The sequence below is a fragment of the Pedobacter heparinus genome, from assembly GCF_032678725.1.
GTDB lineage: Bacteria > Bacteroidota > Bacteroidia > Sphingobacteriales > Sphingobacteriaceae > Pedobacter > Pedobacter heparinus_A.
The window spans coordinates 13,702-34,945 of sequence record NZ_JAVTSC010000016.1 but is presented as its reverse complement, the minus strand read 5'-3'; the positions used below and the strand labels follow the sequence as shown (position 1 = coordinate 34,945).

Here is a 21,244-nt window from a genome sequence, read left to right as displayed (position 1 = left end):
CAATTTAAATAACATCTTATTCTTACTATAATGATCAAAAAGATATTCTTTATCCTGATTGCTGCGGTAATGCTGCAAAGTGCTGCTTTTGCGCAGGATAAAACAGACCAGCGTACCATTACTACACGTATTGCCGATTTATTGGCGCAATTGCCTGCAAGGGATGCCAAACAGTTAAAGGCAAATATGCAGGAAATTGCCCAGATGGGTGAGGATGGTTATGTAACCCTGATTAGCGGATTAAGCGCTCCAGGCAAAGGAAACAATGCCCTGCTGGAATATGCCATTGGTGGATTTTCTGGTTATGTTAGCCAGACGGGACAGGAAGCCTGGCGGAAAATGAGTGTGAATGCTTATTGTAAGGCATTAGCTAAACTAACGGATAAACAAAATAAATCCTTTGTGATCAGTCAGCTGGAAATGGTTGGTGCAGATGATGCCGTACCTTGTTTAGCCGTCTTTTTAACGGATGCGCAGCTGGCAGATCCTGCGGCGCGGGCACTGGTTAAAATCAATTCTGTTGCTGCCAAAGCTGCTTTATTGAGTGCTTTATCCAAATCCAGTGGTGCAGCAAAACTTTCTGTAATCGAAGCACTTGGCGATAGCCGCACGAAGGCAGCCACAAATGCTGTTGCTGCTTTAACTGGCAGTAGTGATAATGACCTGACTAAAATGTCATTATATGCACTGGCACATATTGCTGAACCATCCTCTGAAACTGTTCTGGCTGCTGCGGCAGAAAAGGCCGGCTTTAAATATGAAAACACCAATGCCGTTGCTGCTTATCTGTTATTTGCAGAACAGCTGATCAAAAATGGGAATAAAGGACCTGCCAATGAGATTGCAAAGAAGATTCTCGCGAAAGCAACTGCGGATGATCAGGTGCATGTACGTACTGCTGCCCTTCAGCTCATTTCGGCTTTCAGCAAATCGCAGCACGATGAATACCTGCTGGCGGCAATGGACGACAATAATTTTGAATACCGGGCTGCGGCATTAAAATTCGCTTTGCCAGATATGACACCTGAAAGGGCAGACCTTTGGGTAAAAAAGATAGCTAAAGCAGATCCTGCAACCCAGGTTGCCATTATCAATATGTTGGGGGAGAGCAAGTCCATATCGGTATTGCCGGCAATGACTAAACTCTTTAAGCATAAAGACCAGGCGGTAAGCAGTGCAGCTATTGCTGCAGCTGGTAATATTGGCCAGGAACAGGCATTGGATGGTTTGCTTAAAACAATGGGCAAAGGAGATGCAACAACGATTGCAGCGGTTTCTAATGCGGTTCTAAGGATGAAGGGCGAGGGCATTAATGCGAAGGTTGCGGCTTTTATCCCGAAGGCAAAACCTGATGTTCAGGTGGCTTTAATCAATGTATTGGCCGCTAAAGCTGCAAATGCTGAATTGAATACCATTTATGCTTTGCTGAAGAGCAAAAAGCCACAGGTGAAGCAGGCAGCTTTTGCTGCACTGAAACAGACGGTAACCAGCGAGAACCTGCCTCAGTTGTTTACTTTACTGAATGAGACCACAGCGCCTGCGGAATTGGTAAATGTACAGGATGCCATTATTGCGGCCATGAAAGGCCCTAAGCATACGGATGAGCTGACGGATATGGTATTGCAGCAAATGGCTGCGGCCCCTGAAAATAAAAAAGATCTTTTTTATAAAATGCTGGGCAGTATAGGCGGAAGCAAATCACTGAAAGCGGTTGCTGCTGCATTTAACACAGGTAATGAGCAAACTAAAAAAGCTGCTATTGCTGCGTTGTCTTCCTGGACTGATGCTGGTTCGGCACCGGAACTGATTCAGATCAGCCGGCAGCCTGGCAATGCCGCTTACCTTGATCAGGCACTTGATGGTTACCTGAATTTGGTAAGGGCCGCAAAATATAAACCAGAGCAGCGTTTGTTGTTGTTACGCGAGGCTATGGCTGTTGCTAAAACGCCTGCCCAACAACAGCAGATATTAAAAGATGCAGAGCAGGCCAAATGTTTTAACACCTTATTGTTTGCCGGTAAATACCTTAGCAATGCTGCACTAGAGCAGGCGGCAGCTAATGCAGTGATGAATGTTGCACTGGCTGATAAATCGTATAAGGGTGCAATCGTTAAAGACCTCCTGAATAAGACGATTGCTGTGATTAAAGGTGGCGATAGCGAATATCAGAAAGAAGCTATGCGTAAATATCTGGTTGAAATGCCTGAAGGTGAAGGTTTTGTATCGATGTTTAACGGGACTGACCTTACCGGGTGGAAAGGTTTGGTTGCTGATCCGATAAAAAGGTCTAAAATGGATGCCAAAACCTTGGCAAGTGCCCAGGTAAAGGCTGATGCCGAGGCAAAGGAAAGCTGGAAGCCGATGAATGGCGAACTGCATTTTATGAGCCATGGAAACAACCTCGCCACTGTAAAACAGTATGGCGATTTTGAAATGCTGGTAGACTGGAAGATCATTGATGATAAAAAAGGCAATGGAGACGCAGGTATTTATCTGCGAGGTTCGCCACAGGTCCAGATCTGGGACACCGCACGTGTGAAATCTGGTGCGCAAGTGGGATCAGGAGGTTTGTATAACAATAAGGTGAATGAAAGTAAGCCGATTAAGGTTGCTGATAATAAACTGGATGAATGGAATACCTTCCGCATTTTGATGAAAGGCGATCGTGTAACGGTTTACCTGAACGGTGAACTGGTAACTGATAATGTGATTTTAGAAAACTACTGGGACAGGAAGATTCCGATATTTGCCGAAGAGCAAATTGAATTACAGGCACATGGATCGCCGGTGGTTTATCGTGATATTTACATCCGGGAGATTCCCCGGGTAAAGCCTTTTGAATTGAGTGCAGCGGAGAAAAAAGAGGGTTATAAAGTCTTATTTGATGGCACCAATATGTACAACTGGACCGGAAATACAAGAGACTATATCATTGAAGATGGAAACATTGCAATCCGCCCGAAACCAGGCAAAGGTTCTGGTGGTAATTTGTTTACAAATGAAGAATTCAGTGATTTTATATTCCGCTTTGAGTTTCAGTTAACTCCGGGTGCCAATAATGGTTTGGGTATAAGAGCACCTTTAACAGGCGATGCAGCTTATCAGGGTATGGAACTTCAGATACTGGACAACGATGCGCCAATTTATAAAAACCTGCATGTTTATCAGTACCATGGTTCTGTTTATGGTACCTTACCTGCAAAAAGAGGTTTCCTGAAGCCTGTTGGGGAATGGAATTATGAAGAGGTGGTAGTAAACGGAACTAAAATTAAGGTAATATTGAACGGAACTGTAATCCTTGACGGCGATATTACAGCAGCCAGGAAAAATGGTGCGGCAGACGGAAAAGAGCATCCTGGTTTGTTGCGCGAAAGCGGGCATATCGGTTTTCTTGGTCATGGTTCACCAGTGCAGTTCAGAAACATCAGGATCAAAGACCTGAGTAAAAAGAAATAGTAAAAAATATAATTATAACAACAGATTATGACTGTGGATAAGAAAGATTTAGCAGCAGGTAATTCGAGAAGAAACTTTATAAAAACCACTGCACTTGCAGCAGCAGGTTTTATGATTGTTCCCAGACATGTACTGGGTGGGAAAGGATTTTTAGCACCCAGTGACAGGTTAATGGTTGCGGGTGTTGGGGTTGGCGGTAAAGGTCAAAGTAATATTGCCAATATTTATAAAGGTGGTAGATCTGAGATCGCATTTTTATGTGACGTAGATGACCGCAGGGCTGCCGCAACGGTTAAGAATTTTCCGAAAGCAAAATACTACAAGGATTATCGCGAAATGCTGGACAAAGACGGAAAAAGCATCGATGCAGTTGTGGTATCGACACCAGATCATAACCATGCCATGATTGCCATGGCTGCTATGCAGCTGGGTAAACATGTGTATGTGGAAAAACCTTTGACACATGATATTTACGAAGCACGTAAACTGAGAGAGGCTGCTGAAAAATACAAGGTGGTTACCCAAATGGGTAACCAGGGTTCTTCCGGTGAGGGGGTAAGACAGCTTCAGGAATGGCTTGACGCCGGAGTAATTGGCAAGGTGCATACCGTTTATTGCTGGACCAACAGGCCTACATGGCCGCAGGGATTGCTTTGGCCATCTGCCAGCGGTGTGATCCCTTCGGAGCTGGATTGGGACCTTTGGCTGGGAAGTGCACCATTTAAACCTTATATAGAAAAGCTGGTTCCCTTTAACTGGAGGGGCTGGTGGGATTATGGCACAGGTGCAATAGGAGACATGGGAGCACACCTTGTTGAACCGCCTGTTAAGGTATTGGGATTAGGTACGCCGCTGGATGTGCAATGTAGTGTAGGTACATTATACCTGGATGAGTTTAAAAGAGGGTATTATCCGGACAGTTGCCCACCTTCCAGTCATGTGATCATGAACTTCGAAAAAACTAAAAAGACTAAGGGTAACCTTAAGCTGCACTGGATGGATGGTGGCATTAAACCGGAAAGACCTGAGGAGCTGGCTCCGAATGAGACCTTTGGCGATAACGGTGTACTTTTTGAAGGTACCAGGGGAAAGATGATGTGTGGCGTTTATGGCGCAAATCCGAAATTACTGCCATTGTCCCGTAACAATAAGGTGCATACCAAAAAGAAACTGGAACGTGTACCAGGCGATGTGAACGGCCATTATACCCAATGGGCAGAGGCTGCGATTGCCGGATATGGCAAAATTCAGTTGAGTTCTCCTTTTGATATTGCCGGGCCACTTACGGAAACCCTTTTAATTGCTAACCTGGCCATCAGGGGTACGGATGTATCCCGGCCGAATGCTGATGGTAAACTTACCTACCCGGGCAGGGATATTAAACTGATCTGGGATAAAGAGAATTTGAGGGTTACGAACTTTGATGAGGTAAACCAGTATGTGAAACGCGAGTATCGCAAAGGCTGGAGTTTAGGTGTATAATTGTTAATCAAAAAAAATGTCGTTAGAAACAAAAAACCTCAGGGTATTGGTAGTGGGTTGTGGAAACATGGGTGCATCTCATGCCACTGCATATCATACGATTGATGGGTTTGAAATATGTGGTATCGTATCAACCGGAAATAGTAAGGTGATATTGAATGAAAAGCTTGGTGGAGAGTATCCGTTGTTTGGTGATTATTATGAGGCTTTGGAGCAGACCAGGCCGGATGCGGTTTGTATTTCTACTTATCCGGATACACATGAGGCTTTTGCCGTTAAGGCGATGGAGAAGGGAGCACACGTATTTATAGAAAAGCCGTTGGCAGATTCTGTTGAAGGTTCACAGCGTGTTGCTGATGCGGCTAAGAAGTACGGTAAGAAGTTGCTGGTAGGTTATATTTTACGTTATCATCCTTCATGGGAACGCTTTATTGAACTTTCATCTGGCATGGGCAAACCACTGGTGATGCGGATGAACCTGAATCAGCAAAGCCAGGGTGCAAAATGGACAGTACACCAAAACCTGATGAAGAGCCTGAGCCCAATAGTGGACTGTGGCGTTCATTATATTGATGTAATGTGCCAGATGACCCGCTCAAAGCCAGTACAGGTTAGTGCTATAGGTGCCAGGCTTAGCGATGATATCCCTGAATGGAATTATAACTACGGACAATTACAGATTCGTTTTGAGGATGGTTCGGTAGGTTGGTATGAGGCGGGATGGGGTCCTATGATGAGTGAAACTGCTTTTTTCGTGAAAGATGTGATTGGTCCTAAGGGTTCAGTATCTATTGTAGCGAAGGAAGCGGGAGCAGCTGGAAAATCGGACGAAGTAGACGCCCATACCAAAACGGAATCTATTAAAGTTCATTATGCCGGCTTAGATGAAGAAGGTAAATTTTCGAAACCGGATACCTGGGTTGACCTGACTGACGAACCGGACCATCAGGAACTTTGCAACCGGGAACAACGTTACTTTTTAAAGGCGATTTTGGAGGATATTGACCTTAGCAATCCCACGGATGATGCGATCAACAGTTTGAAAATTGCTTTTGCCTGTGATGAATCGGTGAAAACAGGGAAGATTGTGCAGCTCTCTTAGTATAAATGCGCTAACTGAATCCCCGGTTTTAAATTTAAAGCCGGGGATTTTACATGTAGACTTAATGTATCCTTAACAAAGAGTTGCGGTTAATGTATGTAATTGGGTTAGGTTTACAAGATTAAAAAACACCCTGGTTTTAAATTATTTTTCTTAATATTGATATACTGTTTAAAACGAATAGAACTAACCAAATTAACTTAGCAGTAGCATTGTTTTATATAAGCCAATGAATGATGTTTCAAGACACAGATAAAAATTTATGGACTTCATTCATCGATGGCGATGCTGATGCCTTGAATTTGCTGTATAGAGAATTTGTTGATGTTTTATACGCTTTTGGACTGAGGTTTACTGACGATGCTGAACTGGTTAAGGATAGCATCCAGGATTTGTTTGTCGACTTATTTAAATACCGCAAAACACTGGCACCGGAAGTAAATGTTAAATCTTATCTTTTTACTTCATTAAAACGTAAGATCTGCCTGGTGCTAAAAAAGAAGGCTGTCGAAGCAAATCGGAGCTTTGAGGTTCCGTTTTTACTTTCAAATAGTATTGAAGAGCAGATCATACATAACGAAAACCAATCTGAACTTTTGTTAAAGCTAAATAAGCAATTGGAATTGTTGCCCAGCCGGCAAAAAGAGGCTTTATACCTGAGATTTAATGCGGAACTGGAATATGAGGAGATTGCAGTGATCATGAATGTTTCTTTAGAGACCTGCCGAACACTTGTATACCGTGGCCTGAAGCAATTAAGGGAACGTATGGTGGTTAATCATCTTTACAAAATACTGGCCTAAAGTATTTTAATTATTTTTTTCACTATTTTTTCAAAACTGCAGTCTATAAAACAAAGCTTCTTCACTCTGTTAGGTACTATTGAAAGTATAAATGGATTCGAAGAATAATTATAAGGCCGAAGATTTTTTGTCAGACCGCATTCCGGATGATCAGCAACACCTGATCTCTGACAGCGAACGCGAACTGGCAAAGGAAATAAAAGCTACGGTAAAAGCTGTTGGAAATGAAAAAATGCCTGCAATGGAGGCTGCCCAGTTGTGGGAACGCATTCAGAAGCAGACGGTTGCCAAATCTAAATTTTATAGCTGGAAAATGTTTCTGCAGGCAGCAGCTGTATTGCTGTTGGTTTTGGGAATTGGATTCTGGCAATATGAAAAAAATACACTCACAAACAAACTACTGGATTTTGCTGCACAGAATGTAAGCAATAAAAACAGCAGTAATAGGAACTCTTCTTTAAAACAGGTTACTGATGATCAGGGAGTTATTGCCAGTGAGGAAGAAAATATCATTACCGCCAACGACTTTAATACGCTGGTGGTTGGTAACGGGCAACGCTCGGTAATTAAACTCCCGGATGGCACTAAAGTATGGTTAAATTCAGGCTCCAGGTTAATTTATCCGGTGACGTTTTCTGGGGAGAAAAGAGAAGTGTATTTAGAGGGAGAAGCTTATTTTGACGTTACACATGACAAAGCACATCCCTTTTATGTGCATGCCAGCAAAATGGATATCAAGGTGCTGGGTACTGAATTTTATGTCAGTTCTAATACGGACAGTACAAATAATTATGCGGTCCTGGTTCATGGAAGTATTGCTTTTTCGACCGGAACCTGGTTAAATAAGATCGAACGCCAGCTGGTGCCCGGCCAGCAGATCAATTATGACCTTAAAGCCAATAAACTGCTGATATCAGCAGTTAAAACCGCAGAATTCCAATCCTGGAAAGAAGGTTTTGTTGATGTACAGAGCGAGCCTTTGGATGTAATTGTGCAGCGGGTAGCCAGGTACTATAATATCTCGATCAGCACAAAGGGATTGAATCTTTCTGATGAAAAATTTACCGGCCCACTTTATTTTCAGCGTAGTGCTGATGATGTATTGAATATTTTATGCAAGGGAACGCCATACCTATACAATGGTGTAGAAAGGAGGTTGGAACTGAAAAAACACTAACTATTGAACAAAAAAGGAGATGCGCCAACATCTCCTCCAAACAATAACCAATTCAAGCTATTATTTAACTCATTAACAAAAATATGAAAAAACTTCATGTATGTGAACCTCATGCATCGTATTTACGGCTCAAAACTAAAATAATAAGAACTATGAAAGTTACAATGGTTTTATTATGGATGGGAATGATGACCACTTATGCAAATACATACGCTCAGCTCCGGATGAATATAGACCTTATAAGGGGCAATTTGCCGGAGCTATTTCAACAAATACAAAAGCAAAGTGATTATCTGATCATCTATAAAGACGATTTTATTAAATTAAATAAGTATGAAGAGCTGAACCTAAAACTGAACAATAAGACCGTAAAAGAAATTTTAGATAAAGCGCTTAAATATAGTGGTTTGTCGTATACCATTTCGGGCCGGCAGATTTTGATTCTAGCTAAAGAAAGAGCTTCAGGTGCTGTTCAGGATAGTTTATTAACTATTCGCGGGCGTGTTTATGATACCCATGAGCCACCCAGTGGATTGCCGGGAGTTAGTGTAAGAATAAAGGGCTCAACCTCAGGAACTACAACGGATGGGGATGGATACTTTAACATCAAGGCAAAAAAAGGTGACGTGCTGGTTTTTTCGATGATCAGTTTTCTTACCAATGAATATACCGTTGTGCGCGAAGACAAAAGTTTAAACTTGTCTTTAAAGGAGAATGTATCTGCGCTAAACGAAGTAGTGGTGGTAGGTTTGAACGAACAGCAGAAGAAACATATTGCAAGTTCACTTGCTACTTTAAACGTAAAATCAAACATTGAGGGGAAACCCATTACCACACTTTCCCAGTCTTTACAGGGTGGTGTGACCGGAATAAATGTTTCCCAGGGCTCTGGTCTGCCAGGCGGCGATGCTGCAACAATAAAAATAAGAGGCATCAGCACGCTTGGAAATTCTGATCCACTAGTACTTGTTGATGGTATCCCGATGGATATGAACCATATAGATCCGGTAACGGTTGAAAGTGTAACTGTCTTGAAGGATGCTGCAGCTGCGGCAAGTTACGGATCAAGAGGGGCCAATGGGGTAATTGTAGTAACCACTAAAAGAGGGGTGGCCGGAAAAATAGCTGTAACCTATGATGGTTATTATGGGGTTCAACAAGCATCTTCTTTGCCACAAACAGTAGATGCGCCAACTTATATGAGAATGCATAATGAAGCCAGTTTTAACTATTCCCCAACTAACCAGTTGCCTTTTACTCAGGAGCAGATAGACAATACACGGAATGGGATGGACCCTGTAACCAATAATGGCCTGGCCTTCGCTAACTCGAACTGGCTGGATATGCTGGTAGACAATGCTGCGCCCATTTCAAGTAATTCACTCTCATTAAGTGGAGGAAGTAGTGTTGCCAGGTTCGCATTAACAGGTAATTATACCTATCAAAAAGGTATCATACCCAATAGTTTTATGAAACGCTTTAATATCAGGGCCAACACGACGATCTCTTTAAGTGATAAATTCCAGGTAAATATGGACATGCTTGCGATAAGAAGAGACACGCAGGAACCCAACAGGCCTAGTGGTACGGGAGGAAACAGGATTTTAGAAGATATGTACCGCGTTCCTCCTACTATTATTCCAAAATTTCCGGTCAAAGACGGACGTGTGTTTTATGGTCAGTATGTAGACATTGTAAATCCCCTGGCTTATGCCGAAGTTGGAGGAACAAGATCTAACGAATTTGGACAGTCAAGTATTAATCTGCAACCAAGATGGGAAGTCTTTAAAAACTTTAACCTTAAAGGCCAGTTCAGTTTCAGGTTGAACAGCGACGTATTCCGTGACAGAAGAGAAAATTTTAATCACTTTGATTATTTTACGGGTAATTTGTTGAGAACCTGGGCACTTCAAAGAACTACGAACGCAGATCCAGCAAGAACAACCTACTATTACGTAGGGGCTACAGCTGATTATACCTTAAATATAGACAACCACCGGGTATTTGCGCTGGCCGGATATTCACAGGAAGAAACCAACAGTAAATCATGGGATGTGTTTTCTATGGTGTCTGCCTTTGCGAAGTTAAATTATTCTTATAAAGATAAATATTTATTGGAGGGAACGGTTCGTACTGACGGGTCTTCCCGCTTTGGTCCGGGTAATAAATTTGGTGTTTTCCCTTCTGTTGCGTTGGGCTGGAACCTACATAATGAAAACTTCCTGGCAGGTTCTAAGCTTATCAATAATTTAAAATTAAGGGCTTCTTATGGAAAGCTTGGAAATGATAATATTGGTTTGTATAAATATCAGACATTAATAAATAACTCCAACGGTGTAGAAACTACCTATGGCAATCCAAATGTTACCTGGGAATCAGTGAACATGCTGGACATAGGACTGGATCTTGGCTTATTAAGCAATAACAAATTGGAGTTCACATTTGATTACTATGATAAAAAGACCAAGGATATCATCCTGACACCTGTATTGCCATTAGTTGGTGGTTTTGAAGCTGATGTCCCCGTTAATGCAGGAGAGCTGTTAAACAGGGGATGGGAAGCTTCTTTAAATTACAATGAAAGGATTGGTCAGCATATCAGTATTTCTTTCAGACCAGGTGTCTCTTATAATCGAAATGAATTACTTAAAATTCAGAATGGGCCTTATATATCTCCGACGGTAATAAACCAGGTAGGAAGTAGTATTAACAGTATATATGGATATAAAACAGATGGATTGCTGCAATCAACTGATTTTGATGGTAACGGGTTGCCGTTGATACCTGTGCTTCCCAATTCTAAACCCGGTGATATTAAATATCTGGACTTAAACGGAGACCGCGTTATTGGTGATGAAGACCAGGGCGTGATTGGAAATCCTATGCCCAAATTAAACTATTTTGCTAATTTTAGGATTGCTTATAAAAATTTCGATTTTGAAACCCTGCTCCAGGGTACAGGTAATAATGATGCAGTATTACTCGGCATGTTTGCAAGACCTTTAGATTTTAGTGGCGATGGTGGAATACCTACTACCTACTATGCCGATCATTATTGGACCCCGGAGCGCACTGATGCCCGTTTCCCTCGATTGTCGATCTCGCCGGCAAATAATAAATTATCTTCCGATTTCTGGTTCCAAAATGCAGCTTTTCTAAGGGTTAAGTTTGCTCAGATTGGTTATAATTTTCAAACTCCGTTTATGAAAAGACTAGGTGTGAATGCTGTAAGGGCATATATCAATGCACAAAACCCACTAACCTTTACCTCAGTTAAAATTACTGATCCGGAAAGCAGGGGTAATCAGTGGACTTATGGAATCGTAAAGCTTTACACAATTGGGTTTAACGTTAAATTTTAATTCAGATTAAGATGAAAAAAATTAATTATATATTATGTTTTGCAACGCTGGTGATATTCTCCGGTTGCGAAAAATACTTAACTCATGACCATCCAACAGAAGTGGATGATGAACTGTGGTGGAATACACAGGCTAATGTAACTGCAGCGCTAAACGCTGTATATGCAGGGATACCAGATGGTTCTTCAGGAAGACAGCTGATGTTTCTAGATGCATTAAGTGATAACGCCGCTGCCAGACAAAGTACAAGAGGCGAGTACGAAACTTATACAAAGGGATTGCAGGGATCTAACTGGGCAGTAGGTACCGGAATCTGGGACGATGACTATCGCGATATCAGGAGATCGAACCGGTTTCTAGAAAACATAGATAGGGCCTATATAACCGATGAGGAATTGAAAACCAGGTATATTTATGAAGCCAGGGCATTAAGGGCTTATTACCACATGGAATTATCTATGTTTTTTGGCGGGATTACCATTATGAAAAAGTCTGTTGCTACAGAAAATAGTTACCTTCCCCGCAATACAGCCAAAGAAGTTTACGATTTTGTAATTGCTGAACTAACGGAGTGTGCAGGAAATCTTCCAACTAAATACACAGATAACGCAGATCTGAAACGCCTTTCATCGGCAACCTGCTGGGGGTTAATTTCTAAATTCGCTATATATAATAAAGATTATGAACTTGCAAAGAACGCCGCAAAAAAAATAATCGATATGGGCGATTATAGCCTGCGTAAAAGTACAATTGTCAAAAACAGTTATGCTGATCTGTTCCTGTATGTGGGAGAGATCAATAACGAACGTATTTTCTTTAGAGAAATAACCGCGAGTGGCAATCAATGGAATACATTTGCCCCGCTTGGAACTGGCGGTAAAACTGTTGTTTCTCCTATCGCGTCCATTGTAAATGCTTACGAAACGAAACAAGGCAAAACGCTGGCTGAGCTAGGTCCGGATTCTCTCGCAATTTATACGAAAGACCCAAATTTTCACAATAACAGGGATCCAAGGATGTTAGCATCCATTATATTGCCTGGGACAACCTATACAGGTGTGGTTTTAAATCCATTTGCGAGTTCGAGCATGGATAAGATTGGCAATCAAAATGCTACTTCCACAGGGTTCTGGATCAACAAATACCTTGATCCGAAGGATAAAACAGGAACAAGAACACTTGATTATATGATTATGCGATATGCCGAGGTGCTTTTGAATTATGTGGAGTGCTTAATAGAGCTTGGTGATCATACCAATCCGGATGTTATCAGATATTTAAATGAGATCAGGAATAGGGCGGCAATGCCAAATGTGAATATAGCGGTTTATAATACGCAGAATAAACTCCGTGAATTGGTAAGACGCGAACGCAGGGTTGAACTTGCCTTTGAAGGTGTTCGTTATTATGACATCAGGCGCTGGGGAATTTTTGAAGAAGTAATGAACGGACAGGTATTTGGTGCTGTAGATCCGGCTACAAACCAGCCTGTAAATGTAGAGGTCCGGTCTGCAAAGGCAAACAGAGATATGTTGTGGCCCATTCCGCAAAAGGAATTGCTGGCAAATCCGCAAATGACTCAAAATCCGAATTATAATTAAGGTAATATTTAGCTTAACATTTTGTGTGAAGTAAAAAAGGCGGCCAATTTTTGGTCGCCTTTTTTACTGTTTGGACGTTAAAAAAATGCCCTTAAACAAATATTATATGGCATATTGACTAAAAAACAGTTAAACGAGCTGAAGTTTTCTTAAATAAGGAATATGTGATTTTTCCATACGAGATTTGTTAAAAAAACAGATGAAACCATCGTGATTTTCATCACAAATGAAAAAAAATATAACCGGATGAAAAAACTTAGAATATCACAGTTAATTGCCAGAAGAGATTCCGATGCCTTAGAGCGATATTTAAATGAGATTGGTAAGATTGGTTTGCTGGATGCCAAAGAAGAGATTGAGCTGGCAAGTAGAATCCGAAATGGGGACCAAGCCGCCTTGCACCGGCTTGTAAAATGTAACCTTCGTTTTGTAGTGTCTGTAGCTAAAAAATACCAGGATAAAGGTTTAAATCTGGAAGACCTGATCAGTGAGGGCAATATGGGACTGATAAAAGCAGCTGAGCGTTTTGACGCTGCGAGAGGATTTAAGTTCATCAGCTTTGCGGTATGGTGGATCCGTCAGGCTATTTTGCATGCCATTGCAGAACAAAGACGACTGGTGCGTTTACCGGGTAGTCAGCTGCTTGGTATTACCAAGGTTAGCCAGGTAAGCTTAAAACTAGAGCAGGAGCTCGAAAGAGCACCTACAATCAACGAACTGTCAGCTTATACAGGATTTACTGATGATAAGGTAATTGATTACACCTGTAACACCGGGGCAGTCTGTTCACTGGATAAAATTACGGATGAGGACACTGGTACCACAATGATGGATGCGATTGCTGACAGTGCGGCGTTACAGCCGGATCAGCTTGTGCTTAACAGCTCACTGTCTATTGATCTTGACAGGGTATTGAATGTTTTGTCAAAACGGGAGCAGCAGATCATTTTGTTGTTTTATGGGATCAATGGGTATCCACAAACCTCTCTTGAAGACATGCAGGCGATTTTTAACCTGAGCAGGGAACGTATCAGACAGCTTAAGGATAAGGCACAAAAAACACTATATTTAAATTGCAGAACTGTGTTAAGCAACTATTTTTACCCAAATGTTTAAATAAAAAAGTCATGTTCATAAATATTCATTTGGGAGAAATCCAATAATTATTAACTTTAGAGCGTTATATCATATATTTTAAAATCTTAAACGAAAGAAAAACATGGAAAAATTTTCAAAACTTAAACAACTAATCGCTGGCGTAGAGGCTGATGCAGACAAATTTTATAATTCAGGTAACGGTGCTGCAGGTACAAGAGTACGTAAAGCCATGCAAGATTTAAAAGGACTTGCACAGGAAATCCGTGCTGAAGTAACTGAAAAAAAGAATACAAAGTAATATTCTTTGAAGTTATGAAAAGGCCTGCTATTTTGCAGGCCTTTTTTGTTTAATATTGTTTTATGCGCAAAATTATTCACGTCGATATGGATTCCTTTTATGCTTCGGTAGAGCAGAGAGATCATCCTGAACTGATGGGGAAGGCTATTGCTGTTGGCGGCTCTCCGGAAGGCAGGGGTGGGGTTGTGGCAACTGCAAGTTATGAGGCCCGGAAATTTGGCGTTCATTCGGCTATGCCTTCCAAACAGGCCCTGAAGTTGTGCCCGCATCTTATTTTTATATACCCCAGGTTTGCTGTTTATAAAGAAGTATCTAAACAAATCAGGGCAATTTTTCGCCGTTATACGGATTTGATAGAACCCTTGTCTTTAGATGAGGCTTATCTGGATGTAACAGCTGATAAATTGGGCATAGGATCGGCAATTGATATTGCCAGGCAAATTAAGCAGGAAATAAAAGATGAGCTTAAGCTAACTGCATCCGCAGGTGTTTCCATCAATAAGTTTGTGGCAAAAATAGCTTCTGATATGAATAAACCAGATGGATTGACTTTTATCGGGCCTTCAAAAATTGAAAGGTTTATAGCTCAGCTACCGGTTGAAAAATTTTATGGGGTTGGCAAAGTTACTACCATAAAAATGAAGCTGCGGGGATTACACAAGGGCGAAGACCTGAAAAAACTGTCAGAAATTGAACTGGTCAATTTATTTGGAAAAAGCGGCAGGTTTTTTTATCAAATAGTTAGAGGGATAGATAACCGACCTGTAAACCCGGATCAGGAAACCAAGTCTATTGGTGCAGAAGATACTTTTTCTTATGATTTAACCGAGCTGGAGGAAATGAATGCTGAAATAGAAAAAATTGCAAATGTGGTATTTAAGCGGATGGTGCAATATCGGCTGTCTGGCAGGACGATCACCATAAAAGTTAAATTTAGTGACTTTAAGCAGATCACCAGGAGCAAATCTTTTACGGAAAGCACAAGTGAGCTGAATACCATTATTGAAGTGGCTAAGTCTTTATTGTCCAACATCGATTTCAGCTCCAAAAGTGTAAGGTTATTGGGTGTGTCGGTTTCTAATTTTGATCGTCATGACGGAAATGAGGCCGAAGCATACCAGCCCAGATTGTTTCCTTAACAATATCTTATTTTTTAATTTACCTTTGTGCCGAGGAAAAGAAAATTATGGGCTTGCCGATGCGCATTACGTACAAAGATGCAGACTATGTTTACGAAATATTAAATAGTACTGCAATAAATAAGACTACAACCAAACTGCATATTGGTTTTAGCGGACATGATATTATTTTAATCAAAGATGAAAAGAATGTCTGGATTCAGGAAGCAGGAGGTTTTATGGTAGAGCCTGAGCTTGCCCAGGCATTGGGAAGATCCGTATCACTGAGGTTCAGAATGTAAGGCGTTAATTTCAGGTAATGAATAATTGATTATTTTTTTTATAAACTCGTTACAATATGTTAAATTGTATAACATTACCCGATGGGGTAAGGGTTAACAAGGAATCAGATCATTAAAACGAACACTATGAAAAAATTATTTTCACTCATTGCCATTTTAAGTTTATCTGTAAGCTTAAGTATGGCGCAAACTGCTGCAGTATCTACAGCTAAAAAGGAAACTGCCAAAGCAAAGGCCGATGCAAAAAAAGATGCTGCTAAACTTAAAGCTGATGCTAAAAAAGCAGAAGATAAGCAAAAAGCTACTGGCGTAAAGCTGAAAAAAGACGGGACACCTGATAAACGTTATGCCAATAATGCCCCTGCCGCTAAAGAAGTAAAAACTACAGCAAAAAAAACAGTAACTAAAGAGGTAGCAGCCGTACCTGGTATGAAAAAAGATGGCACTCCTGATAAGCGTTATGCTGCAAATAAGGAGAAAGCCGAAGCCCCTGTTGCTGCGGCAAGAAAACAAGCTGCCACGGTAAAAAAACAAACTACAACAACGGTTACCAATGCTAAAGCGTATAAGCCTACAGTTGACAGAAGCTTACAAGGGCCAAATGGTGAACAGATTTTAACTGGTCCGAGGGGCGGAAAATATTACATCAATAAGAACGGAAATAAAACTTATGTAAAAAGAGAGGCCGAGTAAAATTGGTTATTTAATGCAGAAGGGCTGGCAATTTGCCGGCCCTTCTGCATTAAATCAGGGATGTTTTATTTTATTGTACTTGAACTTTCCCTTGATAAAATAATTAAAATATCTTCCCTTTGAACCAGCAGCTTTCAGCATATTGAAAACTTCCTCTGGCACATTTTTGTATTTATAGTTCATGCCCGATACAAAAGTTATTTTTAAAGCTTTTGCATCCGGATCATAACTAAAGTGATGGATAACACTCGAAGGCATAATTAATTGGTTTGTTCACTTATCAATGCGTCGTATGTCTTTTTCATTTTATCTTCTTCCTGCTGGGTAATTATTTTCTCTTTTTTAAGGTCGATTCGAATGATGTTATAGAGGCTCATGTATACATTAGCCATCCATATAATCGCGAAGCCGGCTATCAGGTAACCCCGCCAATCATCATACAATGCTTTAAATTGGGTAATGGCCAAAAACAGGATGGTCACATAATGACTAAAGCAGTATTCACAGGTGAACATGTAAAAGAATTTTCTTAGCAGCAGGTGATTGCTGCTTTTTGATTTCGTGACAAAATATTCCCGGGGTTCCCTGAATATTTCTTCCTTGGTAACGGTCCAGGCAATACAAGCAACAGGCAATGCAAGAATAAAAATCCAGTAAAAATGACCTTCCATGTTAATTAATTAAATGATGCTTAAACAACAACCCAACAGGAAATTGGTTCTAAAACTTAATAAAAAAAGGCCACCAGGCCTTTTTTTATTAATTGTATTTAAGAGACCTTGTCTCTAAGTGATTTAATCTGGTCATGCGATGTTTTCAGTTCCGTTTTCTGATCTGAAATTAATGACCTGAGATTGGCAGAGAGGCCATCGTCATCAAGTGCCATTTTATAGGCCTTTTGAGCGGCATCTTCGCCGAATTCACAATTGTTTAATACCGTTTCCCGGTCATGTCCGGTAAAAATTGCCTTAATGTCCATCCAGGTGCGGTAAATCTTTCCTGAGGTAGTAGTTCCGCTATCAGGTTCTTTTCCCAATACCTGAACCTCTTTTACCAACGCTGCTTTATGCCTGTGGCTCTGTCTCACCATTTCAACAAATAGTGATTTAAGATCTGTATCTTCTACATGCAGTTCTTCTATTGCTTTCTGATATCCTTCAACCCTGTCGTTGTTGATTTGAATAAGGTCGTTTAAAATTTCTGCGTTTACTGTGCTGTTTTCCATGTTTATAATGTTTTGATGTCTTATAAAAACACGTTTTAATAATAATGGTTTTGCCGTTTTCTATTTTAATGTGTTTCTGAGGAAAGCGCTTACTGAAGCAAACAAATGACCATAGTTTTTGCTATATTAATGGCAATTATAGTTTTAACGAAAAAATATGGCAGGCAATCAAATTACAGCAGTTACAGAATTGGACAGATCACATTATAAAACTAAGGTATATTCGGGAGGACACTTTATCTATTCTGATGAGCCTGCAGATGTAGGAGGGACAGACGAAGGTATGGCACCTGGAGCTTTATTGCTGGCCAGTCTGGGTAGTTGCACAGCCATCACCATCAGGATGTATGCAGATCGTAAAGGCTTAAATCTGGATTATATCAAAATAGAACTTGCCATCTGTAAAGAAGAGGAGATCTCTAAGGAGACGACTATCAGCAGGAAAATAACTTTTACTGGTGATTTGACCGCAGATGAGCGTAACAGGCTATTGGTAATAGCTGACAAGTGTCCGATACATAAAATATTAAGCAATCCAATTAAAATAGAAACAGCTTAACCGCCTGATTTATTGGTTATATACAATTTAGTACTATAAATACTTTAATTAGTACACTATACTGTTATACCGCCAGCTGGGCCCTAACTTTTTCTACAAGGTGATCTATATCAAAAGGCTTTGAAAGAAAGTCGTTTGGTGAGCCGGGCATTTTTAACAGATTTTGTAAATTATGGCTTGCCGATATCATAACTATTGGGATATACTTAAATATTGCATGCGATTTTATAGTTCTGCAAATCTCTCTGCCATCCATTCCTCCCAGCATTACATCTAAAAGAATAAGATCTGGCCTTAAAGAGGTGATTACACTTAATACATTTTTTCCATTGGTTAATGTAGAAACTTCATATCCCTCATCCTCCAGTATGATCTTGATAACTTCAACTATCTCACGATCATCATCTACCGCTAATATTTTTTTCGACATTTTATTGTTTTTTGTTATTCATTTTAATAACCATTTGTATGCCATAGTTGAAAAATAAAATCAAATTGTGGTCAATAAAAACAAAATTTTATATTTTTATACTAAAATTATTAGCATATTTGAATTGTTTAACCGTGTAAAACCATTGTGATGTTGTATGCAGTAGTAGATATAGAAACCACCGGTGGTTTTGCTTCCGGAAATGGGATTACAGAAATTTCTATCCTGGTGCATGATGGACAATGTATTGTAGATAGATTTGAAACCCTGATTAATCCTGATCAGGAGATTCCTGCTTATATTGAGGCGCTTACCGGAATCAGTAATGAGATGGTGGCCAATGCGCCATTATTTAAAGAGATGGCAGCTGAAATTCATCACCTGTTAAATGATAAGATATTTGTTGCACACAATGTCAATTTTGACTTTTCCTTTATAAAACACCATTTAACATTAGCTGGCTATGAGCTAAGCTGTAAAAAATTATGTACGGTTAGGTTAAGTAGAAAGCTGCTGCCCGGATATGGCTCTTATAGCCTGGGCAAACTCTGCAATGCTTTGGGTATAGTTATCCATGACCGGCATAGGGCGGGAGGTGATGCGGCTGCAACTGCAGAATTGTTGACTTTGTTGTTGAAAAATGACTTGGATGGAGTTATCAATCAAACTTTAACCCGTTCGTCAAAAGAACAGACGTTGCCCCCTCATCTTCCCAGAACTCAAATAGATAAGCTCCCCCAAATGCCGGGTGTTTATTACTTTAAAGATCATAAGGGGAATGTGATCTATGTTGGCAAGGCCAAAAATATCCTTAAAAGAGTTTGTTCTCATTTTACAGGAAATAATGCCGGAAAACAACGTCAGGAATTTCTTAAAAACATCCATACCATTGATTTTGAGATTTGTGGAACTGAATTGATGGCTTTTATCCTGGAGGCGACAGAGATTAAACGTTTATGGCCTGAAAATAACCGCGCATTGAAACGTTATGAACAGAAGTATGGATTGTATGTTTTTGAAGATCAGAACGGTTACATGCGGCTAGGGATTGATACCTATAAAAAGCGTGTGCCAGTTTTACATAGTTTTAATACCTTGTTGGAAGGGCATAACCTGTTGAGGATGTTGATCAAAGAACATAAGCTTTGTGAAAAATTATGTTTTATCCAAAAAAACAGAGATGCCTGTACAGCGCATGATGAAGGAGATTGCAGTGGAGCTTGTTTGGGTAAAGAATCTGCTGCTGCTTATAATGTACGGGTAAAGTATGCAATAAGCTATTTAAAATCTGTCCTTCCTACTTTTGCGGTGATCGATAAAGGCAGGACTGAAGAGGAACAAAGTTGCCTTTTGGTAGAGCAAGGTAAGTTTTATGGCATGGGTTATATCGCTTATCATACGGATATTGCCGGACCGGAAATGTTGAAATCAGTATTACAACCTTATCCCTCTGACGATTACATTCTAAATCTGATCTGTAGTCATACAGAACTGTTCCCGCAAAAGAAAATAGCAATTTAAATTTGCGTGTTTACATCTTAACGGCTATCTTTGCCGCTCCTGAGAGGGAAATGCCTCGGTAGCTCAGCTGGATAGAGCGTCGGTTTTCTAAACCGAGGGTCAGGGGTTCGAGTCCCTTCCGGGGTACAGAGGGGATTATCCTCTGAAATTTTAAAGGACTGCTCTCTTACGAGCAGTCCTTTCTTTTTGAGTATCAATATCTTATCTTTAAATGTCGGATCGGTGTAGGGTGTTCTAAATATGCCACCCCCGTAGCAAAGATTATCTTTGAACACAGCACGAATAATAGCATCAACTCGTTTACCAATATACTTCCATGCCCCAATAAGCTGGCTTTCAAGTGAAGCATTTGGCTGGGATTTTCTGCGGGTTGCAGCACTCAACAAGATGACAGTAATGGTTCTGGTTCTGCATAAGGACAGCTTTGTCATTTTATCAAAAAATCAAATCAATTCAGGATGAGGCTTGTTTTTTTAACACTAAATATAAAAGTTATGGGATATCATGAATGGAAATCATGCATTGATGCATGTCTGCAATGTGCGGCGATCTGTAACCACTGCGCAAGTTCCTGCACCAAAGAAGAAGATGTTAAAATGATGGCGGCTTGTATTGAGCTGGATATGCAATGCGCGGCAGTTTGCTATGCTGCTGCCCAGGTCATGAGTCTGGGAAGTCCCCAGGCAAAAGAGCTATGCAGGATCTGCGTGCAGATCTGCGATGCCTGCGGAACCGAATGCGGTAAACACAATACCCAGCATTGCGAGGAATGTGCAGAGGCCTGCCTGCTTTGCGCAGAGCAGTGCCGAAAAATGGCTGCCTAAGAAACTTTAAAATGAAAGAACTGATGAAAAAGCAAGAAAAACCTGGTCACGGTACCGACAAAGCACTGGCCAAAGCGGGTAGTGCAAATCTGCTTAAAAATAAAAAGCTCAGAACCGATGAACCCCTGGCTGAAAAAGACGAAGTAAAACAGGCGGAAGAACGTCAGCGTAAATCCATGGAGGGTAAATGAGC

The 21,244-nt window shown here is 40.7% G+C and carries 20 protein-coding genes and 1 tRNA gene; 17 read left to right on the top strand and 4 right to left on the bottom strand.

Annotation, left to right across the window (positions count from 1 at the left end):
• Positions 1 to 30: 30 nt before the first annotated feature.
• The 12 genes from R2Q85_RS20835 (at position 31) to R2Q85_RS20780 (ending at position 16,492) form a co-directional block, all read left to right on the top strand.
• The gene (locus tag R2Q85_RS20835; RefSeq protein WP_316813729.1) at positions 31 to 3,456 is read left to right on the top strand and encodes a DUF1080 domain-containing protein; all 3,426 of its coding nucleotides are present in this window, start codon (positions 31 to 33) and stop codon (positions 3,454 to 3,456) included.
• Between the two features lie 27 nt (positions 3,457 to 3,483).
• Positions 3,484 to 4,938 (top strand): Gfo/Idh/MocA family oxidoreductase, encoded by a 1,455-nt coding sequence (locus R2Q85_RS20830; protein ID WP_316813728.1) that lies wholly within the window; start codon positions 3,484 to 3,486, stop codon positions 4,936 to 4,938.
• A 16-nt stretch (positions 4,939 to 4,954) separates the two neighbouring features.
• Positions 4,955 to 6,040 (top strand): Gfo/Idh/MocA family oxidoreductase, encoded by a 1,086-nt coding sequence (locus R2Q85_RS20825; RefSeq protein WP_316813727.1) that lies wholly within the window; start codon positions 4,955 to 4,957, stop codon positions 6,038 to 6,040.
• A 233-nt stretch (positions 6,041 to 6,273) separates the two neighbouring features.
• Positions 6,274 to 6,843, top strand: a complete 570-nt coding sequence (locus R2Q85_RS20820; protein ID WP_316813726.1) for a sigma-70 family RNA polymerase sigma factor — start codon at positions 6,274 to 6,276, stop codon at positions 6,841 to 6,843.
• 91 nt (positions 6,844 to 6,934) lie between these two features.
• The gene (locus R2Q85_RS20815) at positions 6,935 to 8,020 is read left to right on the top strand and encodes a FecR family protein (RefSeq protein ID WP_316813725.1); all 1,086 of its coding nucleotides are present in this window, start codon (positions 6,935 to 6,937) and stop codon (positions 8,018 to 8,020) included.
• 152 nt (positions 8,021 to 8,172) lie between these two features.
• The gene (locus tag R2Q85_RS20810) at positions 8,173 to 11,382 is read left to right on the top strand and encodes a TonB-dependent receptor (protein ID WP_316813724.1); all 3,210 of its coding nucleotides are present in this window, start codon (positions 8,173 to 8,175) and stop codon (positions 11,380 to 11,382) included.
• A gap of 11 nt (positions 11,383 to 11,393) precedes the next feature.
• Entirely contained in the window at positions 11,394 to 12,983 is a 1,590-nt protein-coding gene (locus R2Q85_RS20805) for a RagB/SusD family nutrient uptake outer membrane protein (RefSeq protein ID WP_316813723.1), read from the top strand.
• Positions 12,984 to 13,229: 246 nt separating this feature from the next.
• On the top strand, positions 13,230 to 14,099 hold the full coding sequence (locus R2Q85_RS20800) for an RNA polymerase sigma factor RpoD/SigA (RefSeq protein WP_316813722.1): 870 nt from the start codon (positions 13,230 to 13,232) through the stop codon (positions 14,097 to 14,099).
• A 103-nt stretch (positions 14,100 to 14,202) separates the two neighbouring features.
• On the top strand, positions 14,203 to 14,379 hold the full coding sequence (locus tag R2Q85_RS20795) for a histone H1 (RefSeq protein WP_316813721.1): 177 nt from the start codon (positions 14,203 to 14,205) through the stop codon (positions 14,377 to 14,379).
• Positions 14,380 to 14,441: 62 nt separating this feature from the next.
• The gene (gene dinB / locus R2Q85_RS20790) at positions 14,442 to 15,518 is read left to right on the top strand and encodes a DNA polymerase IV (RefSeq protein ID WP_316813720.1); all 1,077 of its coding nucleotides are present in this window, start codon (positions 14,442 to 14,444) and stop codon (positions 15,516 to 15,518) included.
• A 59-nt stretch (positions 15,519 to 15,577) separates the two neighbouring features.
• Complete coding sequence (locus R2Q85_RS20785; RefSeq protein WP_316813719.1) at positions 15,578 to 15,799, top strand: hypothetical protein; 222 nt, start codon at positions 15,578 to 15,580, stop codon at positions 15,797 to 15,799.
• 126 nt (positions 15,800 to 15,925) lie between these two features.
• On the top strand, positions 15,926 to 16,492 hold the full coding sequence (locus tag R2Q85_RS20780; protein WP_316813718.1) for a hypothetical protein: 567 nt from the start codon (positions 15,926 to 15,928) through the stop codon (positions 16,490 to 16,492).
• 54 nt (positions 16,493 to 16,546) lie between these two features.
• Here the strand turns inward: R2Q85_RS20780 and R2Q85_RS20775 are convergent, their stop codons facing one another.
• From R2Q85_RS20775 to R2Q85_RS20765, 3 genes are all read right to left on the bottom strand, one after another.
• Positions 16,547 to 16,750, bottom strand: coding sequence for a KTSC domain-containing protein (locus tag R2Q85_RS20775; RefSeq protein WP_316813717.1), 204 nt, complete (start codon positions 16,748 to 16,750; stop codon positions 16,547 to 16,549).
• 2 nt (positions 16,751 to 16,752) lie between these two features.
• The gene (locus R2Q85_RS20770; RefSeq protein WP_316813716.1) at positions 16,753 to 17,163 is read right to left on the bottom strand and encodes a hypothetical protein; all 411 of its coding nucleotides are present in this window, start codon (positions 17,161 to 17,163) and stop codon (positions 16,753 to 16,755) included.
• Between the two features lie 98 nt (positions 17,164 to 17,261).
• Positions 17,262 to 17,717, bottom strand: a complete 456-nt coding sequence (locus R2Q85_RS20765; RefSeq protein WP_316813715.1) for a PA2169 family four-helix-bundle protein — start codon at positions 17,715 to 17,717, stop codon at positions 17,262 to 17,264.
• Positions 17,718 to 17,874: 157 nt separating this feature from the next.
• Here R2Q85_RS20765 and R2Q85_RS20760 point away from each other — a divergent pair, with 157 nt between their 5' ends.
• Complete coding sequence (locus R2Q85_RS20760; RefSeq protein WP_316813714.1) at positions 17,875 to 18,276, top strand: OsmC family protein; 402 nt, start codon at positions 17,875 to 17,877, stop codon at positions 18,274 to 18,276.
• 64 nt (positions 18,277 to 18,340) lie between these two features.
• On the opposite strand, the gene R2Q85_RS20755 is transcribed toward R2Q85_RS20760, so the two are convergent.
• Positions 18,341 to 18,706, bottom strand: a complete 366-nt coding sequence (locus R2Q85_RS20755) for a response regulator transcription factor (protein WP_316813713.1) — start codon at positions 18,704 to 18,706, stop codon at positions 18,341 to 18,343.
• 150 nt (positions 18,707 to 18,856) lie between these two features.
• Here R2Q85_RS20755 and R2Q85_RS20750 point away from each other — a divergent pair, with 150 nt between their 5' ends.
• The 4 genes from R2Q85_RS20750 to R2Q85_RS20735 all read left to right on the top strand — a co-directional run bounded on the left by R2Q85_RS20750 (position 18,857) and on the right by R2Q85_RS20735 (position 21,242).
• Positions 18,857 to 20,227, top strand: a complete 1,371-nt coding sequence (locus tag R2Q85_RS20750) for an exonuclease domain-containing protein (protein WP_316813712.1) — start codon at positions 18,857 to 18,859, stop codon at positions 20,225 to 20,227.
• Positions 20,228 to 20,279: 52 nt separating this feature from the next.
• A tRNA-Arg gene (locus R2Q85_RS20745) sits at positions 20,280 to 20,353 on the top strand.
• Positions 20,354 to 20,721: 368 nt separating this feature from the next.
• On the top strand, positions 20,722 to 21,051 hold the full coding sequence (locus R2Q85_RS20740; protein WP_316813711.1) for a four-helix bundle copper-binding protein: 330 nt from the start codon (positions 20,722 to 20,724) through the stop codon (positions 21,049 to 21,051).
• A gap of 23 nt (positions 21,052 to 21,074) precedes the next feature.
• Positions 21,075 to 21,242 (top strand): hypothetical protein, encoded by a 168-nt coding sequence (locus tag R2Q85_RS20735; RefSeq protein WP_316813710.1) that lies wholly within the window; start codon positions 21,075 to 21,077, stop codon positions 21,240 to 21,242.
• Positions 21,243 to 21,244 lie beyond the last annotated feature (2 nt).